This is a genomic window from Pseudomonas simiae (assembly GCF_000934565.1).
GTDB classification, from domain to species: Bacteria; Pseudomonadota; Gammaproteobacteria; order Pseudomonadales; family Pseudomonadaceae; genus Aquipseudomonas; species Aquipseudomonas simiae.
On sequence record NZ_CP010896.1, the window covers coordinates 4,551,364 to 4,575,897 of the forward strand.

Consider the following 24,534-nt stretch of genomic DNA (forward strand, 5'->3'; position numbering starts at 1 on the left):
GTCGAGATCAGCTCTGGGGGGCCGCTAACCGCGCGTACTGATCCTGGCTGATCCACCCCGTAAACGAGCGATCATCGGCATTGATGAACTCGACCTGGGCCCAGCCATCCTTGAATGCCAGGACACCGACCACGTCGTTCTTGACGATGTACGGGCGTTTAGCAGGCTTGGCATTTGGGTTTTTCAGCAGGTAAGCCTTGTCGGCGGAGACCTTCACCAAGCCAATCCATTTTTTGCTTGCGGTCTGGCTCAGGTCCAGGCCGGTGGCAATCTCCGGCATCAGCACGTTGAGGCAACCGGGATGCTGGCGGCCTTGCGCCACGGTCAGGGTCACGCCGTCGGAGGAAGGCGCCACGCTGCCGGGATAAGCGTCATCGAGCCAAGTGGTCAGCGCGGCGGGCTTGCCTTGCAGGTAGAAACTGCAGCTGCGGGTCACGCCCTCGCCCATTTCTTCCGAGTAGTAACCTTCCACCTGGTGCTCGGGCGTCACCGCCAGCATCAGCCCTTCGTACTTGCCGGAATGCAATGCAGGCGAGCCGGCGAAGACGGGGGCTACGGCGCACAACGACAACACACCCACTGCTAGATAACGCATCATTTTACTTTTTCCCTTCCAGTTTCTCGTAGGCTTTCTGCATAAGGACGTCATAGTTGCCGTAGTCCTCGCCGTTATAGTTACGTGCCATGCTGGTGAAATCTTTGCTTTTCATGGCCTTCATCAACGCCGGGCTCTTGCTGCAAAAACCAAGGAACGCCTTTAGTTGGTTGCCGGCATTCACTTTTAATGCCGCCGAGAATTCAAACACTGTCTTGTAACCGCATGAGGCGTAATTGAAGCCCATGATCTGAAACATGCCCCAGGACGCCGACATCAACGCGGCTTCCTGATCCAGCGCAAAGGCAGTGGCCATGGTTTCCCAGGCCTTGGCCTGGTCCTTGTTATTGGTCTGCCACTGCGGCCCGGCCTTTTTCTTGTAGGGGTAGGACAGCAGCGGGTGCGCCTGGTCGTAGATATGCTTGGTGTACTTGCGAAACAGGTGCCCTTCAAACGCGATCACCGGCAATTTGGCCGGACCGAACCCCGAACGTCCGCCGGACTCCACGGTGGCGAAGGCCTTGATGATGTTCACCGAAATACCGCCACCCAACTGCGTGGCGGCGTTCTGGAAGTCGGTCTCGCTGAGGGTCATCCCCCCGTCACACGTGGCCTGGAGCATCAATTGGCGGTTGCGTTTCTCGGCCTCGATCATCGCGCGCATGCGGTCGAGATACACATTGACCGTGGCCTGCACCGCATCTGCCTGGTTGTTGCCGAACACATTCAGGAAGGTCGGGATACGCATGCTCGGGAACGCCTTCACCGGTACCTTCACCGCTTCTTCGATGAGGCTGTTGAAGGTTTTACCGGTCGGGTCGATCACACCATCGGGGTGCGCATATTTGAGGTGACGGAACTGATACTGGCTGATGCACTGCACCAACTGACCGTCGCACTTACCGTTTTCAGCCAGTGGGAAGCCCAGTTTGGGAATGATCAAATTGAATAAATACTGAATGCACTGCACATCGGCGGGCAAGTTGCGGGCTTTACCGGGCGCGCCTACCGAAGCACTGATAAGACGGGGCAACCCTTGCAGGCTTTTCATCACAGACATCCTTGTTAGTTAAAGAGGTGATGGCACTTCAATATCAACTCCGCACCCTTGTCACACTCTGAAACAAGTGGCTGGCGGAAACTAACAAGGTGGTTTTAGGTTGTCCAGAGCGACCGCTGAAAGTTGTGAAACAGCCGAATTAATTAAATCAGTAACCGTGGAATTCACGGGTTTTCTGATACGTGTGGAAATCAATCCACTCGACCACGTCGTAAGGCAGGTAAAGCTGCATCCGCGCCCGGGAAATGGCGATGTATACCGCACACAGCCGCTGGTCGAACGCGTAGGCGTCCTTGAATTTCACGTTGGTCAGCAGTTCGGGCGTCAGCAGCACCCGGTCGAACTCCATGCCGCCCGCCTCCTCCGCCAGCATCAGCAGGCAGCGTTTGCCAGGGACGCCGCTCAGGCGGTTCAAACGCGTGATATCGGCGACATTGAAGCCTTTTTCCAGCTCGCTCTCGACCCACAGGAACGACTCGTCGTACTGGCTGGCATCGCGTACCTGTTGCCAATCGTCCATGTCACTGAAGTAAGCATGGGCGCCATTGTCGTTGTGCTCGTTGCTGTAGAACTCCGGCTTGAACAGCGCGATGACGCTGATCATGAAGCGCTGGAGATCCTGCTGCGCTGCACTGTCGAAGAAACCGAACGGGCAGTTGGCCTGCTGCAATTGAATCGCCCATTTCATGGTGTCCCAATGGGACGCGGTCAATACCGCGCAGCCTTCCGGCGGTACGAAGCCCTGAGGGTAATGCTCAATGCCAACGTCGGCATCCCGCGCGCCTTCGAAGGGCGTCTTGCCCTTCTGCGAGTGCACGCTGATCAACGGGTTGACCAGGCGCTCGACGTTGCGGCCCGAGCGCACGGAGTAATTGATGTCGGTGTGCCGGACTTCGCGCTTGCGCCTGACCATCACACCGCTGGCCAGCTGGTACTCATCGCCGAGGGTGATCAGCACCTGGCGGCCGCGTTCGATGATCTGCAACAACGAAGGTGGAATGTCCTGGGCTTCATCGATCAGCACATGAGTGTACCGGGGCGGCACCTCGCAGCCATCGAGGCTCGCACGCTTGATCAGCAACAGCGCTGCGAAGGCCGTCTGACCGGCCCATTGCGGATTGGCGTCCAGATACGTCCACAACCGGCTGGAGTACTCCAGCAACGCCTGGGCATCCACGTTGGACAAGGGTTGCTTGAAATGCGGCAAGTGCCGGGCCGACAGGCTGTGATGGTTGGAATGGCAATAGCTGTCGAGCACCTTCAGGCAGATATCGAGCGTCGCCGCGCCATCGTGACCGCGCCAGCCATGGATATTGAGGGTCTGCGACACTTCGTGTTTGCCGGGCAACCGGGCCGGCGAGGCCTGCACGGACGGTCGTTGCCCCTGTAACAGCGCTTTGGCGAAGGCGGCAAAGGTCGAGCCGGTCTTGCTGTCCCTGGCCAAACCCATGCGTTCACGCAAGGTGGCGAGCTTCGCCCCGGTACGCGCCAGTATCAAGGTCTGGGCGGGCCGCAGGCACTCCATCAAGGCGCCCAGCAGGTGGCTCTTACCGATGCCGGCGTAACCTTGGACATGCAGGTCTTCGTTGAGGTTGGCGCGGAAGGTCCGCACCAGCTTGTCCTGGGCCGGGCTGAGCCAGCGCTCGCGGTGCCGGGGCGTGACCATCTGCTGGCTGAACGGATCGTTGCTGCGCAGATGACGGACCTTGTAGCCAATATCCCATTTGCCGGTGGGCAGCAGGTAATCCCGCGCTGCGACTTCTTCAGGCGAGAGCAGGCGCAGATTGACCGTTTTAAGGGCGTTGAAACCGAAGTACAGCTTGCGGGGATCGAACAACCGCTGGGCTTCGGACAACAACGTCGCGGCGCCCTCTGCCCGGTTGTCCACCGCCCAGTCGAGCAGCTTGGCCAAAATGCGCTCGGCGCCAGCGCAGGTCAGGTCTTTTTCCGCCGCCTGGGCCAGGTTCTGGATGACCAGCACGGCAGCCAGCTCCGGGTCTGTCAGGCCCATCAGCGTCTTGGCGCCGTCCGTCCCGAGCAGGCCCGTGCAGGTTTCATCCGTGACGGGCAGGAAGACAGGACTGGATAAATCAAAGTGTTCCGGTTGCATAGTGCCTCGCCGCCAGGGAATCAGGCATTGCCCTGACCGCCCAGTTCAAACCGATACTCCCCCAGGGAGCCAGACATACCGCCGCAATGGGGACCCGCGTCAGCCTTAGCGGCCATCGCATTGACCTGCTGCTGGAGTTCGAAGACCGCCATATCCAGCAACCGGCGCAGGTCCTCGGCACTTTGCGCGGCCACATTCAACTGCAGCGTGTAGGCGCCCGTGAGGGGCGTCGGCACGGCCTCGGCGGGCGGTGCGGGCTCTTGGGACGCGTCCGCAGACCGGATCATTTCCGCCTGGCTGAGGATTTCCGCGTGCTCGTCGTCCATGAGGTCCAGCACCCTCGACAATTCCAGGGTCTGTTCAGGATGCGATTGAATGCGGTCCTTGATCTCCAGGCGCCGCATCTGCCACTCCCGCAGTTTTTCGCGAGTGAGGTCGTCGACTTTTTCCACGTGTGTTGTCTCCGGATGCCAGGCACTGGAGTATGCCGCCATGGACTGCGCGATGGCAGATGGCTTGAAAGCATTTTTTTGAATTGAATTTGAGGAGATGTTGCAAGGAAGAGCGTTATGGAGGCAACCCCACCAGCCACACCCCGGCACACAATGTTCCCGCTGTGGCTGCTGCCTTCCGGCTCTGACCAGGTTCACGGGTAATCGTTGCGGGGGGACCGATGGGGTCACCATAACGACGCCTGCCTCTCGGCAAGCGGGGCCATTGTACCGATCTCATCGGAAGTTACAACCGTTGGCGGCGGATTAAAAATATTCGATGGTTCAAGCACTTGACTGGTGGATTCACATAATTCTCTGTAGGAGCGAGCTTGCTCGCGAAAAACTTGAGAGCGCCTCGATAAACCAGGAACACTGCGTCATCGTTGACGCTCTTCGCGAGCAAGCTCGCGCCTACAAAAGAACGGCTTCGTCGGCCCTGCCGCCTTCTTCCTGAATGACCAAGTGAATAAAGTGCAGTTTGGCAATCACCGCCGGTGGCAGCACGAAGGGATAGAAGTCCGGTTGGCCCATGCTGCGTGACAGTTCATTGAGCATGCCGGCCAGTTCGATCCAGGCGTTGACGAACGACAGGAAGGCCACGCCGCCGGGGTGTTCGGGGTCGTACAGGGTGGTGAGCGGGAATGGCTGGTAATCCAGGTCCATCTCACGGGCGCTCATGCCAAAGCCGAGGGCGGTGTCGACGGCGTCCATCATGTGCAGGTAGTGCGCCCAGGTTTCGGCCCAGTCTTCCCAGGGGTGCATGGTGGCGTAGGCGCTGACGCAGGTTTGTTGCCAGTCTGGGCGTGGGCCGTTTTGGTAATGCTGGTCGAGGGCGTCGGCGTAACTGGCGCGTTCGTCGCCGAACAGGTGGCGAAACGGTTCAAGCCAGTGGGTATTGGCGATCAGGCGATCCCAGTAGTAGTGGCCGACCTCATGGCGAAAGTGCCCGAGCAACGTTCGGTAGGGTTCGCGCATTTGTACGCGGACTTTCTCGCGGTGGGCGTCGTCGGCCTCCTTGATGTCCAGGGTGATCAGGCCGTTGGCGTGGCCGGTCATGGGCGCGTTGCCTTCCAGGTCGATGCCGACGAAGTCGAAGGCCAGGCCCGTGTCTTCGTCGACGCTTTTGGGAACCACTTGTAAACCCAGACTAATGAGCTGTGCTACCAGGCGGCGCTTGGCGGTTTCGACTTTGCGCCAGCGTTCGTGGTTTTGCGCGATCGACAAGTCAGGAATGGTGCGGTTCAGGCTGCACGCCACGCACAGCGGCGCGGTGCTGTGGGCCGGGATCAGCCAGTTGCAAGCGGCCGGTGTATCGAGGTTGGCGCAGCGGCGGAAAGCACCGGCGTCGAGGTTGCCGTCCTGCAGCCAGGTGCCTTCGACGGGGCCGGGTTGCAGGGAGGCGAGACGACTTTGTTGGGCTTGGTAGCCGAGCAGCGCCTGGCAGGCCAGGCATTGGCTGTTGCGAAAGAACAGCGATTGGCCGCAACGGCACTGCCACACTTTGCTGTCGCGGGATGTGCCGGCTACGAACGGTGCAGCGATGCGCGAACTGAGTTGCTCGAAGTAGCGGAACATGGCGATCTCTCCCTGGGTGACTGAGACTAGATCATTTCCCGCTACCGATCGTTCAACATGGCTTCTGTGGGAGCGAGCTTGCTCGCGAAGAACGTCAACGATGACGCAGCGTTCCTGGTTTATCGAGACGCTCTCAAGTTTTTCGCGAGCAAGCTCGCTCCTACAGTGGGATCGGTTCAGACCTTGATGTTGTTCCTGGCGAGGAAGGCGACGAAGGCTTCTTCATCCAGCACCTTCAAGCCCAATTCGCTGGCCTTGGTCAGCTTGGAACCGGCGCCCGGCCCAGCCACCACGCAGTGGGTCTTCGCCGACACAGATCCCGCCACCTTGGCGCCCAGGCTTTCGAGCTTCTCCTTGGCCACGTCGCGGCTCATCAACTCCAGCGAACCGGTGAGTACCCAGGTGTGCCCGGCTTCGGGCAAGCCTTCGACCACCTTCTTCTCGCTGTCCCAATGCATACCGAAGTCTTTGAGCTGCTGCTCGATGGCCAGGGCGCGGTGGGCGTTGTCGGCATTATCGAAGAACTCGCGCACGGCCTTGGCCTGTTTCTCCGGCAGGGCCTGGCGCATGTCCAGCCAGTCGGCCTTGATTACGCCTTCGAGGGTGACGAACTTGTCCGCCAGCTTTTGCGCGGCGCCCGGGCCGACGCTCGGTACGTGCAGCTTGTCGAGCAACCCGCCCAGTGTGGTGCTGGCGGCGAATTCGGCACTCAGGTCACCCTGATCCTGCAATTGCAGGCCGCACTCTTCCGGCGACAGCAGCGCGCCGATCACGTCCTGGTTATGGCTGTCTTCAAAGAAACTGTGGATCTCATGCGCCACTTCCAGGCCCACGTCCGGCAAGTACGTCAGCACTTCGGGCAAGGCCTTCTGCACGCGCTCCAGGGAGGCCAGGGAGCGCGCCAGCACCTTGGCGGTCTCCTCGCCTACATCAGGAATGCCCAGCGCATAGATAAAGCGCGCCAGGGTCGGGGATTTGCTGTTTTCGATGGCGGTGATCAGCTTCTTGCTGGAAATGTCGGCAAAGCCTTCCAGGTCGATGATGTGTTCGTACTTGAGTTTGTAGAGGTCGGCCGGCGAGCCGATGAGTTTTTCATCCACCAGTTGTTCGATGGTTTTGTCGCCCAGGCCGTCAATGTCCATGGCGCGGCGTGAGACGAAATGGATAATCGCCTGCTTGAGCTGCGCGCCACAGGCCAGACGCCCGACGCAACGGTACACCGCGCCCTCGCTGACGGTTTCCTTGCCCTTGCTGCGTTTGACCAGTTGCGTGCGCTCCACGTGGGAACCACACACCGGGCAGCTCTGCGGGATCGGCACCGCACGGGCGTTTTCCGGACGCCGCTCAAGCACCACTGAGACCACCTGCGGGATCACATCCCCGGCGCGGCGGATGATCACGGTATCACCGATCATCACGCCCAGGCGCGCCACTTCATCCATGTTGTGCAGGGTCGCGTTGGACACGGTGACACCCGCGACCTTGACCGGCTTGAGGCGTGCCACCGGCGTGACGGCGCCAGTACGACCAACCTGGAATTCCACGTCTAGCAGCTCAGTCAGCTCTTCCATGGCCGGGAATTTATGCGCGATGGCCCAGCGCGGTTCACGGGCGCGGAAGCCCAGTTCTCGCTGGGAAGCGATGCTGTTGACCTTGAACACCACGCCGTCGATCTCATACGGCAGGCTGTTACGCCGCTCGCCGATATCGCGGTAGTACTCCAGGCAATCCTGGATACCCTTTGCCAACTTCAACTCACGGCTGATGGGCATGCCCCATTTCTGCAACTGTTGCAGGTTGCCGATATGGGTGTCGCTGATATCAGTGGTCACACCGTAGCAGCAGAATTCCAGCGGACGGCTGGCGGTGATCTTCGAATCCAGCTGACGCAAACTACCGGCAGCGGCGTTGCGCGGGTTGGCGAAGGTCTTGCCGCCGACTTCCAGCTGCGAGGCGTTGAGCCGTTCGAAACCGGCCTTGGACATGAACACTTCACCGCGCACTTCCAGGGTCGCCGGCCAACCACTGCCGTGCAGCTTCAACGGAATATTGCGCACGGTGCGCACGTTGACGCTGATGTCTTCGCCGGTGGTGCCGTCGCCACGGGTGGCGCCGCGAACCAGTTCGCCGTCCTGATACAGCAGGCTGACCGCCAGGCCATCCAGCTTCGGTTCGCAGCTGTACTCCACCGCCGCGCCACTGCCAAACAGATCACCGGCCGGCAGGTCGAGGCCTTCGGTGACCCGGCGATCGAATTCCAGCATGGTGGTTTCGTCAAAGGCGTTGCCGAGGCTGAGCATGGGGATCTCATGCTTGACCTGGGTGAACGCCGACAACGCCGCACTGCCGACCCGCTGCGTCGGAGAATCGCGCGTGACCAGGTCCGGATGCTCGGCTTCCAGGGCCTTGAGCTCATGGAACAGACGGTCGTACTCGGCGTCCGGAATGCTCGGCTCGTCGAGGACGTGGTAACGGTAGTTGTGCTGATCCAGTTCAGCGCGCAGTTCGAGGATGCGGGTGTGGGCGGCGGTCATGGGTGTTCTCTCATAAAGCAAAAGAGCAGCCGAAGCTGCTCAATATGTTAGTGCACGGATTCTACAGACAACGCTTAAGATCGAACCTCAGCGTTTCTGTGTCAGGGCGCGACGCTCGAACTCGACGATGCGCTGACGGTAATGCTCGATGGTCTGGGCGGTGAGGACGCTGCGTTGGTCGTCCTTGAGTTCGCCGTTCAGTTCCTGGGACAGCTTGCGGGCTGCGGCCACCATCACGTCGAAAGCCTGTTTCGGGTGACGCGGACCTGGCAGGCCGAGGAAGAAGCTCACCGCCGGGGTGCTGAACAGGTCGATATCGTCCAGATCGAAGGTGCCTGGCTTGACCGCGTTGGCCATGGAGAACAGCACTTCGCCGTTACCCGCCATGCTTTCGTGACGGTGGAAAATATCCATCTCGCCGAAGCGCAGGCCGCTTTCCAGAATATTTTGCAACAAAGCCGGGCCCTTGAAGCCGGCGGCGTCGCGGCAGATCACGCTGATCACCAACACTTCTTCGGCGGCAGGCTGGTCGTTCACGGATTGGCGCGGGGCGTTCTTGCCAGCGTTTTCGTCCGGGAAATCATCGTCGCGGCTGCTGAAGCTCGGGCCGTCATCGACGTCCAGGTCCAAATCAGCCTGACGTGACTCTGCCACCACCGGCGCGGCGCGCTTGCCGCGTTTGGAAGACGGCTCGCGCGCTTCTCGCACCGGCGCGCTCATGGACGGCAAGTCGTGCTCGTCCAGCTGCGGTTCTTTATGGGTATCCAGCACACGGGGCGGCCCCAGCAGCTCGGCGCTGCCGTCGTCGTCAGGCAAGTTGGACAGGTTGCGGTCCAGACGGAATTTGAGCTTGCCCTTGCCACCGCGCATGCGGCGCCAGCCATCAAAAAGAATACCGGCAATGACAATAATGCCGATGACGATCAGCCACTCGCGCAGACCGATTTCCATGTAATCCCGTGCCTCTAATAAAAAATGCTGAAAAATAAGGGGTTTAGCAACGTGCAAACCGCTTTAAAACGTGGCGCCAACTCTATGTTCTGACTGACGTTTTGCCCACGCATACGAAAATTTGACATTAAACTAGCACGACCAAAGATAACTTTACACCGTCTGTCAAAAAGCCTTGAACAAATATGTCCATTTGCCACTTTCGCCAGACCGGTAAAGCGTCTTACCGCGCGCTATAAAAATTCTGTCCCAACAAGGATCAAGACTCCACCATCGCCATCGCTTCTTCCACATCCACCGCGACCAAACGCGAACAGCCCGGCTCGTGCATCGTTACCCCCATCAATTGGTCAGCCATCTCCATGGCGATCTTGTTGTGGGTGATATAGATGAACTGCACGGTCTGGGACATCTCTTTGACCAACCGCGCATACCGTCCAACGTTAGCGTCATCCAACGGGGCGTCAACTTCGTCGAGCATGCAGAACGGCGCCGGGTTCAACTTGAAGATGGCAAATACCAGAGCCAATGCGGTCAGGGCTTTCTCGCCGCCGGACAACAAATGGATGGTGCTGTTCTTCTTGCCCGGAGGCCGCGCCATGATCGTCACCCCTGTATCGAGTAGATCTTCGCCCGTCAGTTCCAAGTAAGCGCTGCCACCGCCGAAAACTTTTGGGAATAACGCCTGTAAACCGCTATTAATCTGATCAAAGGTATCTTTGAAGCGGTTTCGGGTTTCCTTGTCGATCTTGCGGATCACGTTTTCCAGGGTGTCCAGGGCTTCGACCAAATCAGCGTCCTGGGCATCCAGATAACGTTTACGCTCGGATTGTTGCTGGTATTCGTCGATGGCCGCCAAGTTGATCGCGCCGAGGCGTTGGATACGTGCAGCAATCCGCTCAAGCTCTTCTTCGGCTTCTTTCTCGTTGGCCTGGGCGGTCAGGGTATTGAGCACGCCGTGCAAGTCGTAGCCGTCTTCCAGCAATTGGTCTTGCAGGGTCTTGCGGCGCACGGTCAGGGCTTGCCATTCCATGCGCTGTTGTTCGAGCTGACCGCGGATCAGCTGGGATTGCTGCTCGGCCTGGGTTCGACGTTTTTCGGCGTCGCGTAATTCGCGGTCGGCGTCTTCCAGAGCGATTTGCGCGGTCTTGAGTTCTTCGTCGACGGTCATGCGCTTGTCGAGCAATTCTTCCAGCTTGAGGCGCAACTCCTCCAGCGGCGCTTCGCCCTCTTCCAGGTTGAGGCTCAGTTGCTCGCGCTTTTCAGTGAGGCGTTCGGACTGCATCTCCAGGCGTTCAAGGGCCTGGGCCGTGGACGCGTGCTGGGCCTTGAGCGAACCCAGGCGCACCGCCAACTGGTGGGCATGATCCTTGTGCTGACGGGCTTCCTGGCGCACGCGGTCGAGGCGTTCGCGCAGGCTGTCGCGCTGGGCCAGCAGCAATTCACGCTGCTCGGTGTCGAGCGCCATGCTGTCGAGGGCTTCCTGCAGGTGCAGACGCGCTTCGCCGATCTGTTCGTGTTCCAGGGCGCGCTGCTCGCCCATCTCGGCGACTTCTTCGTCGAGGCGGGTGCGGCGCAAGGTCAATTGCTCGACCTTGGCTTTGCTCGCGGAGAGTTGGGCTTTCAATTCGCCTTGCTGGCGCGCTTCGTCCTGCAACAGGCGGCGCAGGTGTTCGCGGCCGGTCTCTTGCTGACGCTGGGTGGCGCGCAGGGTTTGCAGTTCGGTTTCCAGGCTTTCGAGGGTGGCTTCGCGCTCTTCGCGTTCGGCGATCAGATTGACGATTTCCTGGCCACGGGCCAGGACGCCACTTTCGGCTTCACTGGCGCGGCGTACGCGCAGGAAATGGCGGCCGACCCAGTAGCCGTCGCGGCTGATCAGGCTTTCGCCGGCCGCCAGTTGGCCGCGCTGGGCCAGGGCCTGCTCAAGTGATTCAACCGGTTTGACCTGGCCCAGCCACGGCGACAGATCAATCGCCGCCTCAACCTTATCCAGCAAACTGCCCGGCACCCGCGTGCCATCCGCCGCAGGGCTGAGCAAACGCAAATCGCCCTGGGCAAAACCGGCCAGGTCGAAGCCGCCAAAATCATCCACCAAGACGGCTTGGAGATCGGCACCGAGGACAGTTTCAACCGCCAACTCCCAACCCGCCTCGACCTTCAAGCCTTCCGCCAGGCGCGGGCGCTCGGCCAAATGCTGGTCACGCAGCCATTCAGCGGTGCCGGTGCCGGGGTCCAAGGCGGCTTGCTGCAAGGCTTCCAGGGACGCCAGGCGGCCATTAAGCCGCTGCAAATCACCCTGGGCCTGTTGCTGTGCCTGGGTCGCCTGTTGCAGTTGCTGACGCAATTGCTCCAGGCGCTCCACTTGTTGCTCTTCACTGGCTTCCAGCTCTTCCAGCGTCATTTCGCTTTCAGCCAGCTGCTCGCTCAATTCCATGATCGCCGCGTCTTCCGGGTCGGCGGCAAGCAACACACGCTCTTCCTGCAGACGACGCTGGCGCTCGGCCAGGCGCTCCATACTGGTTTCCAGCTGCTGGATACGCGACTGCTGCACCTCGGCCTGGCGCCGTGGTTCGGCAGACTTCAGGTTGAAGGTGTCCCACTGCTCCTGCCAGCCGTGCATGGTGGTTTCGGATTCTTCCAGCGCGGCAGCGGCTTCTTCGGCGGCGGCGCTGGTGATTTCCTGTTCGGGGGTGAGCATGTCCAGCTCTTCACCGAGGGTCAGCAGCAAGGTGCGGTCGTGGCCCAGGTGCGATTCAGTTTCCAGCCGCGCGCGTTCGGCTTCCTTCAAGTCATCCTGCAACTGACGCAGGCGCTGCTGGCCGTGCTGGATGCTTTGCTCGACGCGGGCAATGTCGCCGCCCACCGAATAGAAGCGACCCTGCACCAGATTGAAGCGTTCGGACAGGTCATGGTGGCCGTCACGCAAGCGTTCGATGCTGGCGTCGGCGTTGCGCTGCTCGGCCACCAGGGCTTCAAAGCTGATTTCCTGGGTGCCGATGATCGCTTCGCGCTGCCCCACCTGGTCATTCAACGCCTGCCAACGCAAAGCCGACAATTGCGCCTTGAGCTGGCGCTCCTCGCCCTTGTACTCCTGATACTTCTCGGCAGCCTGGGCCTGGCGGTGCAGGCGCTCCAACTGGCGCTCCAGCTCTTCGCGCAGGTCGGTCAGGCGAGCGAGGTTCTCATGGGTGCGGCGGATACGGTTTTCGGTCTCGCGGCGGCGCTCCTTGTACTTGGAGATGCCGGCCGCCTCCTCGATAAAGTTACGCAGGTCTTCGGGCTTGGCTTCGATCAGCTTGGAGATCATGCCCTGCTCGATGATCGAGTAGCTGCGCGGGCCGAGGCCGGTGCCGAGGAAAATATCCGTGATGTCGCGGCGTCGGCACTTGGTGCCGTTGAGGAAGTAGCTGTTCTGGCTGTCGCGGGTCACTTTGCGGCGGATCGAGATTTCCGCGTAGGCCGCGTACTCGCCGATCAAGGTGCCGTCGGAGTTGTCGAACACCAGTTCGATACTGGCCTGGCTCACCGGCTTGCGGCTGGTGGAGCCATTGAAGATGACGTCGGTCATCGACTCGCCACGCAGGTTTTTGGCCGAGCTCTCGCCCATCACCCAGCGGACGGCGTCGATGATGTTCGACTTGCCGCAACCGTTGGGCCCGACCACCGCCGCCATGTTACTGGGGAAGTTCACCGTGGTCGGGTCGACGAAGGATTTGAACCCCGCCAGTTTGATGCACTTGAGCCGCACGCTTAGGCGTCCGCCAACGCAGCGATGACCAGCGCGCAACTGCGCTCGCCGTAGGTCGACAGCACTTGACGAATGTGCGGCAGGTCACGGGCCAGTACCGCGGCGAGCAGTTGCTCGAACAGCGCCAGGTACTCGCTCATGGACGCCTTGCGCTGATCCAGCGCCAGGTAATAGGCGCGGTTCATCGCCGGTTGCAGGTTCTCGACGGTTTCCTGCAGGTACGGGTTGTTAGCGAAAGGATAGGCGGCGCGCATTACATTGAAGCTTTCTTCAACGAAGGCGCGGATGTCCTGACGCTCGAAATTGGTGACCAGGCGCTGCTGGATCTGCACGAACGGCGCCATGTCGGCCTGCGTCTGCCAGCCTTGGGCAACCGCATTGCCGAGCAGGATGTACAGCTCGCCCATCAAGGTGCACAGGCTCTGCACCTTGTGCGCAGTGAGCTCTGTGACGTGGGCGCCACGGCGCGGCAGGATCGCGATCAGGTGGCGGCGTTCGAGAATCAGCAAGGCTTCGCGCACGGAGCCACGGCTGACATTGAGCGCCAGCGTGACCTTTTGCTCCTGGATCCGCTCTCCAGGCTTGAGATCGCCGCGAATGATGCGTTCGGCGAGGTGGTGAGCAATTTGCTCGGCGAGACTGTCCGGCGCCTTGAACGTCATGTTTTACCTTCAAAATCTTCTATCGGTACAAGCGCGGCAGTGTAGCGCATTGGCTGGCTGATGGCGCTACGCCCACCTTTCAGAATTTGGCACGGAATAAGCACAGATGAACACCCAGAAGCCCCTAAAAACGCCGGTTCCAGAAGACTGGACCATAATTGAAATTGTTGCGACCGCATTTTCTTGACCTTCTGGTCAGAAAATCGTTGACCGAAAAGTCAGACATGACTAGATTCGGCGCAAAGCGGTTAACAACAATAATGAGTCTGCGAGGCCTTCCGTGATCCAGTTTTTACTTAACCAGGAACTCCGTAGCGAGCACGCCCTGGACCCCAACCTGACTGTGCTCAACTATTTGCGTGAGCACCTGGGCAAATCCGGTACCAAGGAAGGCTGCGCCAGCGGCGATTGCGGTGCCTGCACTGTGGTGGTGGGCGAGCTGCACACGGATGACACCGGCGCCGAGCAGATTCGTTATCGCAGTCTCAATTCGTGCCTGACCTTTGTGTCGTCGTTGCACGGCAAGCAACTGATCAGCGTCGAAGACCTCAAGCACCAGGGTCAACTGCACAGCGTCCAGAAGGCCATGGTCGAATGCCACGGTTCGCAGTGCGGCTTTTGCACCCCCGGTTTCGTGATGTCGTTGTTCGCCCTGCAAAAGAACAGCGACGCCCCCGACAACCAAAAGGCCCATGAAGCCCTGGCCGGCAACCTGTGCCGCTGCACCGGTTATCGCCCGATTCTCGCCGCCGCCGAACAGGCCTGCTGCAACAAACCCCAGGATCAGTTCGACAGCCGCCAAGCCGAGACCATCGCCCGCCTCAAGGCCATTGCGCCGACGCAAACCGGTGAACTCAACAGCGGCGACAAGCGCTGCCTGGTGCCGCTGACCGTCGCCGACCTCGCCGATCTCTACGACGCCTACCCGCAAGCCCGGCTGCTGGCCGGCGGCACCGACCTGGCGCTGGAAGTCACTCAGTTCCACCGCACGCTGCCGGTGATGATCTACGTCGGCAATATTGAAGAAATGAAGCGTATCGACGACTTCGACGACCGCTTGGAAATCGGCGCTGCCGCCGCCCTCTCCGATTGCTACACCGCGCTGCACCACGCATACCCGGACTTCGGTGAACTGCTGCACCGTTTCGCTTCCCTGCAGATCCGTAACCAGGGCACCCTGGGCGGCAACATCGGCAACGCCTCGCCGATCGGTGACTCGCCGCCGCTGCTGATTGCCCTCGGCGCGCAGATCGTACTGTGCAAGGGCGAAACCCGCCGCACCTTGGCGCTGGAGGATTACTTCATCGACTACCGCGTCACGGCGCGCCAGGACAGCGAGTTCATCGAGAAGATCATCGTTCCGAAGGGCCACGCCTTGTTCCGTGCCTACAAGGTCTCCAAGCGCCTGGACGATGATATTTCCGCCGTCTGCGCCGCGTTCAACCTGAAGATCGATAACGGTGTGATCGGCGAGGCTCGCGTCGCGTTCGGCGGTATGGCCGCCACGCCAAAACGCGCCAAGAACTGCGAGGCGGCGTTGGTCGGCGCCACCTGGAACTGCGCCACCGTGGAAAAGGCCTGCGCCGCCCTCGCCGAGGATTTCACCCCGCTGTCGGACTTCCGCGCCAGCAAGGAATACCGACTGCTCAGCGCCCAGAACCTGCTGCGCAAATACTTCATCGAACTGCAAACGCCGCACATCGAGACTCGGGTGACCGCTTATGTCTAACCATCACGCCGTCGTTAAAACCCAGGCCGAACTCGCCGAGCTGTTCGCACAGGACCTCACCTCTGGCGTGGGCCGCAGCGTCAAGCACGACAGCGCCGCCAAACATGTGTGCGGCGAAGCGCAGTACATCGATGACCGCCTGGAATTCCCCAACCAATTGCACCTGTATGCGCGCATGTCCGACCGTGCCCATGCCCGGATCATCAGCATCGACACCGCGCCCTGCTACGCCTTTGAAGGCGTGCGGATTGTCATCACCCATGAAGACGTGCCGGGCCTGAAGGACATCGGCCCATTGATGCCGGGCGATCCATTGTTGGCGATCGATACGGTGCAGTTCGTCGGCCAGGTCGTGCTGGCGGTAGCCGCCCGCGATCTGGAAACCGCGCGTAAAGCCGCGATGGCCGCCGTGATCGAATACGAAGACCTGGAACCCGTGCTGGACGTGGTCGAGGCGTTTCGCAAGAAGCATTTCGTGCTCGACAGCCACACCCATCAGCGCGGTGATTCGGCAGGCGCACTGGCGACCGCGAAAAACCGCATCCAAGGCACCCTGCACATCGGCGGCCAGGAACACTTCTACCTGGAAACCCAGATTTCTTCGGTAATGCCCACCGAAGACGGCGGCATGATCGTCTATTGCTCCACGCAGAACCCCACCGAAGTGCAGAAACTGGTGGCCGAAGTGCTGGACGTGTCGATGAACAAAATCGTCGTGGACATGCGTCGCATGGGGGGTGGTTTCGGCGGCAAGGAAACTCAGGCCGCAAGCCCGGCGTGCCTGTGCGCGGTGGTCGCGCGCCTCACCGGCCAGCCGACCAAGATGCGCCTGCCGCGTGTCGAAGACATGTTGATGACCGGCAAGCGCCACCCCTTCTACATCGAATACGACGTGGGCTTCGACGACACGGGCCGCCTGCACGGAATCAACCTGGAATTGGCGGGCAACTGCGGCTGCTCACCGGACCTGTCCAACTCGATTGTCGACCGCGCGATGTTCCACTCCGACAACTCGTATTACCTGGGCGATGCCACGGTCAACGGCCATCGCTGCAAGACCAACACGGCGTCCAACACCGCCTATCGCGGTTTCGGCGGCCCGCAAGGCATGGTCGCCATCGAGGAAGTGATGGACGCCATCGCCCGCCATCTGGGCCTCGATCCGCTGGCGGTGCGCAAGATCAATTACTACGGCAAGAACGAGCGCAACGTCACGCACTACTACCAGACCGTCGAGCATAACATGCTCGAAGAGATGACCGCCGAGCTTGAAGCCAGCAGCCAATACGCCGAGCGTCGCGAAGCGATCCGCCTGTACAACGCCCACAGCCCGATCCTGAAAAAAGGCTTGGCGCTGACCCCGGTGAAATTCGGTATTTCGTTTACGGCCAGCTTTCTCAACCAGGCCGGTGCGCTGATCCATATCTACACCGACGGCAGCATCCACCTGAACCACGGCGGCACCGAGATGGGCCAGGGCTTGAACACCAAGGTCGCGCAGGTTGTGGCCGAAGTGTTCCAAGTGGAAATCGACCGCGTTCAAATCACCGCCACCAACACCGACAAGGTACCCAACACCTCGCCGACCGCCGCTTCCAGCGGTGCCGACTTGAACGGCAAGGCTGCGCAGAATGCCGCCGAAACCATCAAGCAGCGCCTGGTGGAGTTCGCCGCACGCAAATACGACGTGAGCGAAGCGGATGTGGCGTTCCACAACGGTCATGTGCGCGTGCGCGATCAGATCCTCACCTTCGAGGCGTTGATCCAGCAGGCGTATTTCGCCCAGGTCTCGCTGTCGAGCACCGGCTTCTACAAGACCCCGAAAATCTACTACGACCGCAGCCAGTCGCGCGGTCGGCCGTTCTACTACTTTGCGTTCGGCGCGGCGTGCTGCGAAGTGATCGTCGACACCCTGACCGGCGAATACAAGATGCTGCGCACCGACATCCTGCACGACGTCGGCGCCTCGCTGAACCCGGCCATCGACATCGGCCAGGTGGAGGGCGGCTTTATCCAGGGCATGGGGTGGCTGACCATGGAAGAACTGGTGTGGAACGACAAAGGCAAGCTGGTGACCAACGGCCCGGCCAGCTACAAGATCCCGGCCGTGGCCGACATGCCGCTGGACCTGCGGGTGAAGCTGGTGGAAAACCGCAAGAACCCGGAAGACACGGTGTTCCATTCCAAGGCCGTGGGCGAACCGCCGTTCATGCTCGGCATCGCGTCGTGGTGCGCGATCAAGGATGCGGTGGCGAGCCTGGGTGACTATCGCCATCAGCCCAAGATCGATGCGCCGGCGACACCGGAGCGGGTGTTGTGGGGGTGTGAGCAGATGCGGCAGTTGAATGCGGCCAGGGCCGTTGAGATTGAAACCGAGATGGCTTCGCTCTAGACCGAGGCGCTGCCATCGCGGGTAAGCCCGGCGCCCACATTTTGATGTGTGAACCCCATAAAATGTGGGAGCTGGCGTGCCTGCGAAGACGGCCGAACTGACAACAGAAAGGTTGAGGTAGACATGAACAACTGGATCAGCGCCCTCGCCGACCTGCAAAACAGGGGCGAACCCTGCGTCCTGGTAACCATCATCGAAGAGCTCGGCTCCACGCCACGCAATGCCGGTTCCAAAATGGTGATCAGCGCCGCGCAGAGTTTCGACACCATCGGTGGCGGGCACTTGGAATACAAGGCAATGCAGATCGCCCGCGACATGCTCGTACGCGGTCAGCAGAACACTCATCTGGAGCGCTTCAGCCTGGGCGCCAGCCTGGGTCAGTGCTGCGGTGGCGTGACCGTGCTGCTCTTCGAACCCATGGGCCAAGTGCAGGCGCAGATCGCGGTATTTGGCGCTGGCCATGTCGGCCGTGCACTGGTGCCGTTGCTGGCCAGCCTGCCGTGCCGGGTGCGCTGGATCGATTCCCGTGACCAGGAGTTTCCGGCACATATACCCCAGGGCGTGCGTAAAATCGTCAGCGAAGAGCCGGTCGACGAAATTGCTGACCTGCCAGTGGGCAGTTACTGCATCGTCATGACCCACAATCATGCGCTGGACTTGGAACTCACCGCCGCCCTGCTCAAACGCAATGACTTTGCCTACTTCGGCCTGATCGGTTCGAAGACCAAACGCGTCAAGTTCGAACACCGCCTGCGAGATCGCGGCTTCGACACCGCGCACTTGCAACGGATGCGCTGCCCCATGGGCCTCACCGAGGTGAAGGGCAAGTTGCCGGTGGAAATCGCCATCTCCATCGCCGGCGAAATCATCGCCACCTATAACGCCAATTTCGGCCAGCACACCGCCAGCGCCGAACCTATTGCCAAACTGCTGCCGGCTTCACGCCGCAGCCAAGCCATTTGAATTGAGATCGCCATGCCTTTAACGCGTAAAGCCTACCGTGCCGCCCTCCTGCACAGCATCGCCGACCCTGCTGAAGTGGGGATCGAAGCCTCCTATGAGTATTTCGAAGACGGCCTGCTGGTGATCGAAAACGGCCAGATCAGCGCTGTCGGCCATGCCAGCGACTTGCTGCCGACCCTGCCTGCCGATATCGACATCACCCACTACCAGGACGCGCTGATCACCCCCGGCCTGATCGACACCCATATCCACCTGCCGCAAACCGGCATGGTCGGCGCCTATGGCGAGCAGTTGCTGGATTGGCTCAACACCTACACCTTCCCGTGCGAAAGCCAGTTCGCCGACAAGGCCCACGCCGAAGAAGTCGCGGATATTTTCATCAAGGAACTGCTGCGCAACGGCACCACCACCGCGCTGGTGTTTGGCAGCGTGCATCCGCAATCGGTGAACGCGTTCTTTGAAGCCGCTGAGAAACTCGATCTGCGCATGATCGCCGGCAAGGTGATGATGGATCGCAACGCGCCGGACTACCTGACCGACACCGCCGAATCCGGCTACCAGGAAAGCAAGGCGCTGATCGAGCGCTGGCACGGCAAGGGCCGCCTGCATTACGCGGTGACGCCGCGCTTTGCGCCGACCAGCACGCCGGAACAACTGGCACTGGCCGGGCAACTGCTGGGCGAATACCCAGACCTGTACATGCAGACGCACATCAGCGAGAACAAGCAGGAAGTGGAATGGGTGAAGGAACTGTTCCCGGAGCGCAACGGCTACCTGGATGTGTATGACCATTACAAATTGCTCGGCGAACGCTCGGTGTTTGCCCATGGCGTGCACCTGTGCGATGACGAGTGCGCGCGGTTGGCGGAGACCGGCTCGGCGGTCGCATTCTGCCCGACCTCGAACTTCTTCCTCGGCAGCGGCTTGTTCAACCTGCCGATGGCCGAGAAGCACAAACTGAATGTGGGCCTGGGCACCGACGTGGGCGGCGGCACCAGCTTCTCGCTGCTGCAGACCCTGAACGAAGCCTACAAGGTCATGCAACTGCAGGGTGCGCGCTTGAGCCCGTTCAAGTCGCTGTACCTGGCCACCCTGGGCGGTGCGCGGGCGCTGCGGTTGGAAGACAAGATCGGCACGCTGCAACCGGGCACCGATGCGGACTTCCTAGTGCTGGATTACAACGCGACACCGCTGCTGAGCTATCGCTTGAAGCAGGCGAAGACCATCGCCGAGACGTTGTTCGTGCTGATGACGCTGGGGGATGATCGGACGGTGTTGCAGACCTATGCGGCCGGCCAGTTGGTGCATCAGCGCTGATCTGAAGCACGCCGGAACCAAATGTGGGAGCGGGCTTGCTCGCGAATGCGCTGGATCAGTCAATACATCGGGTGACTGACACTCAGCATTCGCGAGCAAGCCCGCTCCCACATTTTTAGTCCCAGGTGAACCAGGGTAACTACAGTTTTACCGAGGAGCGCCCCGGCTTCTTGGTCTGCAACAGGTGCGAGAACACCGCATGCAGATCATCCGACGCGCTCTCTTCGTCGAGGTTGAGCTTGCTGTCGATATGATCCATGTGATGCATCATCAAGTTCACCGCCAACGCCGCGTCCCGTGCTTCGATCGCGTCGATCAACTGGGTGTGCTCATCGTAGGAACAGTGCGAGCGGTTGCCGCTTTCGTACTGGGCGATGATCAATGAAGTCTGGGACACCAGGCTACGCTGGAAACTGATCAGCGGCGCGTTCTTCGCCGCTTCGGCCAGCTTGAGGTGGAATTCACCGGAGAGGCGGATACCCGCGCCGCGATCGCCACGGGAAAAGCTGTCGCGCTCGTCGTTGACCATCTGACGCAACTCGGCCAATTGGTCGGCCGTGGCGTGCTGGACTGCCAACTCGGTAATTGCCCGCTCCACCAGACGCCGCGCGAGAAATACCTGGCGTGCTTCCTCGACGCTCGGGCTGGCCACGACCGCGCCGCGATTGGGCCGCAGCAGCACCACACCTTCATGGGCCAGGCGCGACAGGGCGCGGCGGATGATGGTGCGGCTGACGCCGAAGATTTCGCCCAGTGCCTCTTCACTCAATTTGGTACCGGGTGCCAGGCGTTGTTCGAGGATCGCTTCGAAGATATGCGCGTAGACGATATCGTCCTGGGTTCCGCTGCGACCGGCCTTGCCGGCTCGCGGTTGTTTCTTGAGAGGTTGCAACTGTTCGTTCATGGGCACTCGGGTTTGGAGAACGGCGGCGAATTAACGGTAATACGGCAACAGCGGGTCGCTGGCAAGTATCACCTAAAAACAGGGCACATTGTACACAACCCAGTGCGCCAACACACTGTACGGCTGTTTGCGCCGTCGGCTGTATTGCAATGAGTCGTTACGTTTGAGTTTAGGCTTGAATCCGCGCCGTCACCGGCTAAAACCCAGGTAAAAGGAACACCTCTTCATGAACGACGCCACCCAAGCGCCTTTGCGCCCGTTGGCCGACACGTCTGCGTCGGCCGTTGTCGCTGGCTTCATCGCCATGATGACCGGCTACACCAGCTCCCTGGTCCTGATGTTCCAGGCCGGGCAAGCCGCCGGTTTGACCACGGCGCAGATTTCGTCATGGATCTGGGCGATTTCCATCGGCATGGCAGTGTGCAGCATCGGCCTGTCGCTACGCTATCGCACCCCTATCACCATTGCCTGGTCGACACCGGGTGCCGCGCTGCTGATCACCAGCCTGGGCGGTGTGAGTTATGGCGAGGCCATCGGTGCCTATATCACCTGCGCCGTGCTGGTGACGATTTGCGGGATGACCGGCAGCTTTGAAAAATTGGTCAAGCGCATCCCGGCATCGTTGGCGGCCGCCTTGCTGGCAGGGATTCTGTTCAAGATCGGCAGCGAGATCTTCGTCGCCGCGCAGCATCGCACCGGGCTGGTGCTGGGGATGTTCATCACGTACCTGGTGATCAAGCGCCTGTCGCCGCGTTATGCGGTGCTGGCCGCGCTGCTGATCGGCACCGCATTGTCGGGGTTGATGGGGCTGCTGGACTTCAGCGGTTTTCACCTGGAAGTCGCAACGCCCGTGTGGACAACGCCGCACTTCTCGTTGGCGGCGACCATCAGCATCGGCATTCCGCTGTTCGTGGTCGCGATGACCTCGCAGAACATGCCCGGCGTTGCCGTGCTCAGGGCCGACGGTTACAACGTGCCCGCCTCCCCCTTGATCACCGCCACCGGCCTGGCGTCCCTGGTGCTGGCGCCGTTCGGCTCCCACGGCATCAACCTGGCAGCGATCAGTGCGGCCATCTGCACCGGGCCGCATGCCCATGAAGACCGTAACAAGCGCTACACAGCAGCGGTGTGGTGTGGGGTGTTCTACGGGATTGCCGGGGTGTTCGGCGCGACCTTGGCGGCGTTGTTCGCAGCCTTGCCCAAAGAGCTGGTGCTGTCGATTGCGGCCCTGGCGTTGTTTGGCTCGATCATCAATGGGCTAAGCATCGCCATGAATGAGCCGAAGGAGCGGGAAGCGGCGCTGATCACCTTTATGGTCACGGCGTCGGGCTTGACACTGTTTTCCATCGGGTCGGCGTTCTGGGGGATTGTGGCGGGGGTGTTGACGCTGCTGATTCTGAATTGGCGCAAGGCATAAAAAAACGGCGACCCTCAGGTCGCCGTTTTATTTAGTATCACTTAGCCGCGTTGATCGGCTTTTCCGGATACCACACGTCCAGCAGCGGGCTGACTTCAGCCTTGGTCAGCTCGGAACGGGTTTTCAGCCAGGCTTCAACAGCAGCACGTTGCTCTTCGGAGACCGAGCCACGCTTCTGCAGGCAGACCAGACCGTAGTCATCACCGCCAACATAGCCCAGGCCGTTGGCTTCCATGGCTTCTTTGATGAATGCTTCGAGGAAAGCGTCGATAGCTTCTTCACTCAGGCCTTCTTTGAAGTCCAGGTTCAGTTCGAAACCCAGCTCTTGAAATTCATCAACGCACAGTTTTTTGCGCAGACGCTGGGAACGGTTAGTCGCCATTGGAACAATCCTCATAAGTAATAACGGGCGGCACTTTAGCAGTTTAAGGCGACGATTGCCCGACTCTCTGGGACAGGCGGCACAATGCCTGTAAAAAAAACGCCGAATACCCGCTATGGTTCAGCTACAAGTGACTCTACCTTGGGGCATAATGCCGACACTTTCATGACCATTGAGGGATTTTTCTTATTTCCCCCTCAACTTTTTCACCCTCCTCAGCAGTAGGGTTTTACTTCTTATGATCAAATCGTTGCGTTCAATCTTTTTTGCCGGCCTTATTCTGCCAGTGGCCTTTTCCGTCTCCGCTGCCCCCGTCAACACCACCCTGCCGCCGAGTGTTCAACAGGCGCTGACCAAAGCCAAAATGCAAAACACAGCGCTGTCCCTGGTGATGATCCCCCTGAACGGCCCGGGTACGCCTACCGTCTTCAATGCCGACGTCTCGGTGAACCCCGCCTCTACCATGAAGCTGGTCACCACCTACGCGGCCCTGGAAATGCTCGGCCCCAACCACCAGTGGAAAACCGAGTTCTATACCGACGGCACCCTCAGCGGTGGCGTGCTGCACGGCAACCTGTACCTCAAGGGCGGCGGCGACCCCAAGCTGAACATGGAAAAACTCTGGCTGCTGATGCGCGACCTGCGCGCCAACGGCGTGCAGCAAGTCACCGGCGACCTGGTGCTGGACCGCAGTTTCTTCAACCAGCCGCTGTTGCCGGAATTCAATGACGACGGCAACGATGAGAACAAACCGTTCCTGGTCAAGCCGGACGCGCTGCTGGTCAACCTCAAAGCCCTGCGTTTTGTGACTCGCAATGATTCCGGCCGGGTGCTGGTGTCGGTCGAGCCGCCGATTGCCAGCATCCGCATCGACAACCAGGTCAAGGTCTCCAACGCCAAGCAGTGCACCGGCGACGTGCGCTACAACCCGGTCACCGCCGCCGATGGCAGCGTGACGGTCACGGTCAGCGGCCAATTGGCCGATGGCTGCAGTTCGCAGACCTACCTGTCGCTGCTGGACCACGCCACCTACACCGCTGGCGCCGTGCGCGCGATCTGGAAGGAACTGGGCGGCACCATCCAGGGCCGGGATATCCAGGCGCCAGTGCCCAAGGATGCCAAGGTGCTGGCCCGGGCGTTCTCGCCGGACCTGGCTGAAATCATCCGCGACATCAATAAATACAGTAACAACACCATGGCCCAGCAGTTGTTCCTGAGCCTGGGTGCGCAGTTCCGCAACGATGCCGATGGCGACGACGCCAAGGCTGCACAACGCGTCGTGCGCCAGTGGCTGGCGAAGAAAGGCATCACCGCGCCGCACCTGGTGATGGAGAACGGTTCCGGCCTGTCCCGTGCCGAACGCGTCAGCGCCCGCGAAATGGCGACCATGCTGCAAGCCGCGTGGAAAAGCCCTTACGCCGCGGAATACATCAGCTCGATGCCGATCACCGGCACCGACGGCACCATGCGCAAACGCCTGAAAACCACCGCCATGCGCGGCGAAGCCCACGTCAAGACAGGTACGTTGAACACCGTACGTGCCATCGCCGGGTTCAGCCGTGACAACAATGGCAATACCTGGGCCGTGGTGGCGATCCTCAACGATCCAAAGCCATGGGGCGCTTCGTCGGTGCTGGATCAGGTGCTGCTGGATTTGTATCGCCAGCCTAAGGCAGTGGCGGCCGCTCCCGTCCTTTAAGA

The 24,534-nt window shown here is 60.6% G+C and carries 17 protein-coding genes, 1 other RNA gene and 1 pseudogene; 6 read left to right on the forward strand and 13 right to left on the reverse strand.

Translation table 11 applies throughout. The features are described from left to right. Positions 1-7 precede the first annotated feature (7 nt). The 11 genes and pseudogenes from PF1751_RS20590 to PF1751_RS20630 form a co-directional block, all read right to left on the reverse strand. On the reverse strand, positions 8-598 hold the full coding sequence (locus PF1751_RS20590; RefSeq protein ID WP_021490925.1) for a hypothetical protein: 591 nt from the start codon (positions 596-598) through the stop codon (positions 8-10). Position 599: 1 nt separating this feature from the next. Then, positions 600-1,646, reverse strand: a complete 1,047-nt coding sequence (locus tag PF1751_RS20595; RefSeq protein WP_010208531.1) for an N-acetylmuramidase family protein — start codon at positions 1,644-1,646, stop codon at positions 600-602. Between the two features lie 157 nt (positions 1,647-1,803). Continuing rightward, the gene (locus PF1751_RS20600) at positions 1,804-3,765 is read right to left on the reverse strand and encodes a DEAD/DEAH box helicase (RefSeq protein ID WP_042571909.1); all 1,962 of its coding nucleotides are present in this window, start codon (positions 3,763-3,765) and stop codon (positions 1,804-1,806) included. 20 nt (positions 3,766-3,785) lie between these two features. Next, entirely contained in the window at positions 3,786-4,217 is a 432-nt protein-coding gene (locus tag PF1751_RS20605; RefSeq protein ID WP_042571910.1) for a hypothetical protein, read from the reverse strand. 127 nt (positions 4,218-4,344) lie between these two features. Next, positions 4,345-4,441, reverse strand: an RNA gene (gene ffs / locus PF1751_RS28560) — signal recognition particle sRNA small type. 134 nt (positions 4,442-4,575) lie between these two features. Continuing rightward, positions 4,576-4,662 (reverse strand): annotated as a pseudogene (locus tag PF1751_RS29565) (outer membrane lipoprotein carrier protein LolA); the annotation flags it as partial. Positions 4,663-4,670: 8 nt separating this feature from the next. Next, positions 4,671-5,834, reverse strand: coding sequence for a zinc-binding metallopeptidase family protein (locus PF1751_RS20610; RefSeq protein ID WP_010208528.1), 1,164 nt, complete (start codon positions 5,832-5,834; stop codon positions 4,671-4,673). A 176-nt stretch (positions 5,835-6,010) separates the two neighbouring features. Further along, complete coding sequence (gene ligA / locus PF1751_RS20615; RefSeq protein WP_044287667.1) at positions 6,011-8,368, reverse strand: NAD-dependent DNA ligase LigA; 2,358 nt, start codon at positions 8,366-8,368, stop codon at positions 6,011-6,013. 87 nt (positions 8,369-8,455) lie between these two features. Next, positions 8,456-9,319 (reverse strand): cell division protein ZipA, encoded by an 864-nt coding sequence (gene zipA, locus PF1751_RS20620; protein ID WP_010208526.1) that lies wholly within the window; start codon positions 9,317-9,319, stop codon positions 8,456-8,458. A gap of 259 nt (positions 9,320-9,578) precedes the next feature. Further along, a complete protein-coding gene (smc, locus tag PF1751_RS20625; RefSeq protein ID WP_010208525.1) occupies positions 9,579-13,067 on the reverse strand; it encodes a chromosome segregation protein SMC in 3,489 nt (1,162 codons plus the stop codon). A gap of 2 nt (positions 13,068-13,069) precedes the next feature. After that, a complete protein-coding gene (locus PF1751_RS20630) occupies positions 13,070-13,729 on the reverse strand; it encodes a GntR family transcriptional regulator (protein ID WP_010208523.1) in 660 nt (219 codons plus the stop codon). Positions 13,730-14,009: 280 nt separating this feature from the next. Between PF1751_RS20630 and xdhA the strand changes: the two genes are divergently transcribed. The 4 genes from xdhA (at position 14,010) to guaD (ending at position 20,130) form a co-directional block, all read left to right on the forward strand. Then, a complete protein-coding gene (xdhA, locus tag PF1751_RS20635) occupies positions 14,010-15,458 on the forward strand; it encodes a xanthine dehydrogenase small subunit (protein WP_010208521.1) in 1,449 nt (482 codons plus the stop codon). Beyond that, positions 15,451-17,850 carry a xanthine dehydrogenase molybdopterin binding subunit gene (xdhB, locus tag PF1751_RS20640; RefSeq protein WP_010208520.1) on the forward strand — a complete coding sequence of 800 codons (2,400 nt, stop codon included), beginning with the start codon at positions 15,451-15,453 and terminating at the stop codon, positions 17,848-17,850. Before xdhA ends, xdhB begins: the two co-directional genes overlap by 8 nt. A gap of 123 nt (positions 17,851-17,973) precedes the next feature. Continuing rightward, positions 17,974-18,813 (forward strand): xanthine dehydrogenase accessory protein XdhC, encoded by an 840-nt coding sequence (xdhC, locus tag PF1751_RS20645; RefSeq protein ID WP_010208519.1) that lies wholly within the window; start codon positions 17,974-17,976, stop codon positions 18,811-18,813. Positions 18,814-18,825: 12 nt separating this feature from the next. Further along, entirely contained in the window at positions 18,826-20,130 is a 1,305-nt protein-coding gene (gene guaD, locus PF1751_RS20650) for a guanine deaminase (RefSeq protein ID WP_010208518.1), read from the forward strand. Positions 20,131-20,269: 139 nt separating this feature from the next. Here the strand turns inward: guaD and PF1751_RS20655 are convergent, their stop codons facing one another. Next, positions 20,270-21,034, reverse strand: coding sequence for a GntR family transcriptional regulator (locus PF1751_RS20655; protein ID WP_042571911.1), 765 nt, complete (start codon positions 21,032-21,034; stop codon positions 20,270-20,272). A 226-nt stretch (positions 21,035-21,260) separates the two neighbouring features. Between PF1751_RS20655 and PF1751_RS20660 the strand changes: the two genes are divergently transcribed. After that, positions 21,261-22,451: a benzoate/H(+) symporter BenE family transporter gene (locus PF1751_RS20660; RefSeq protein ID WP_044287668.1), complete on the forward strand. Its 1,191-nt coding sequence runs from the start codon at positions 21,261-21,263 to the stop codon at positions 22,449-22,451. Positions 22,452-22,488: 37 nt separating this feature from the next. Here the strand turns inward: PF1751_RS20660 and PF1751_RS20665 are convergent, their stop codons facing one another. Further along, positions 22,489-22,833, reverse strand: coding sequence for a YggL family protein (locus PF1751_RS20665; RefSeq protein ID WP_010208515.1), 345 nt, complete (start codon positions 22,831-22,833; stop codon positions 22,489-22,491). Positions 22,834-23,071: 238 nt separating this feature from the next. Between PF1751_RS20665 and dacB the strand changes: the two genes are divergently transcribed. After that, the gene (gene dacB / locus PF1751_RS20670; RefSeq protein ID WP_010208514.1) at positions 23,072-24,532 is read left to right on the forward strand and encodes a D-alanyl-D-alanine carboxypeptidase/D-alanyl-D-alanine endopeptidase; all 1,461 of its coding nucleotides are present in this window, start codon (positions 23,072-23,074) and stop codon (positions 24,530-24,532) included. Positions 24,533-24,534: the final 2 nt, after the last annotated feature.

Bases quoted from the DNA above. Each gene is read 5' to 3' on its own strand.
- PF1751_RS20590 (WP_021490925.1), bottom strand. From the start codon at position 598: ATGATGCGTTATCTAGCAGTGGGTGTGTTGTCGTTGTGCGCCGTAGCC.
- PF1751_RS20595 (WP_010208531.1), bottom strand. From the start codon at position 1,646: ATGAAAAGCCTGCAAGGGTTGCCCCGTCTTATCAGTGCTTCGGTAGGC.
- PF1751_RS20600 (WP_042571909.1), bottom strand. From the start codon at position 3,765: ATGCAACCGGAACACTTTGATTTATCCAGTCCTGTCTTCCTGCCCGTC.
- PF1751_RS20610 (WP_010208528.1), bottom strand. From the start codon at position 5,834: ATGTTCCGCTACTTCGAGCAACTCAGTTCGCGCATCGCTGCACCGTTC.
- ligA (WP_044287667.1), bottom strand. From the start codon at position 8,368: ATGACCGCCGCCCACACCCGCATCCTCGAACTGCGCGCTGAACTGGAT.
- zipA (WP_010208526.1), bottom strand. From the start codon at position 9,319: ATGGAAATCGGTCTGCGCGAGTGGCTGATCGTCATCGGCATTATTGTC.
- PF1751_RS20630 (WP_010208523.1), bottom strand. From the start codon at position 13,729: ATGACGTTCAAGGCGCCGGACAGTCTCGCCGAGCAAATTGCTCACCAC.
- xdhB (WP_010208520.1), top strand. From the start codon at position 15,451: ATGTCTAACCATCACGCCGTCGTTAAAACCCAGGCCGAACTCGCCGAG.
- xdhC (WP_010208519.1), top strand. From the start codon at position 17,974: ATGAACAACTGGATCAGCGCCCTCGCCGACCTGCAAAACAGGGGCGAA.
- guaD (WP_010208518.1), top strand. From the start codon at position 18,826: ATGCCTTTAACGCGTAAAGCCTACCGTGCCGCCCTCCTGCACAGCATC.
- PF1751_RS20655 (WP_042571911.1), bottom strand. From the start codon at position 21,034: ATGAACGAACAGTTGCAACCTCTCAAGAAACAACCGCGAGCCGGCAAG.
- PF1751_RS20660 (WP_044287668.1), top strand. From the start codon at position 21,261: ATGAACGACGCCACCCAAGCGCCTTTGCGCCCGTTGGCCGACACGTCT.
- PF1751_RS20665 (WP_010208515.1), bottom strand. From the start codon at position 22,833: ATGGCGACTAACCGTTCCCAGCGTCTGCGCAAAAAACTGTGCGTTGAT.
- dacB (WP_010208514.1), top strand. From the start codon at position 23,072: ATGATCAAATCGTTGCGTTCAATCTTTTTTGCCGGCCTTATTCTGCCA.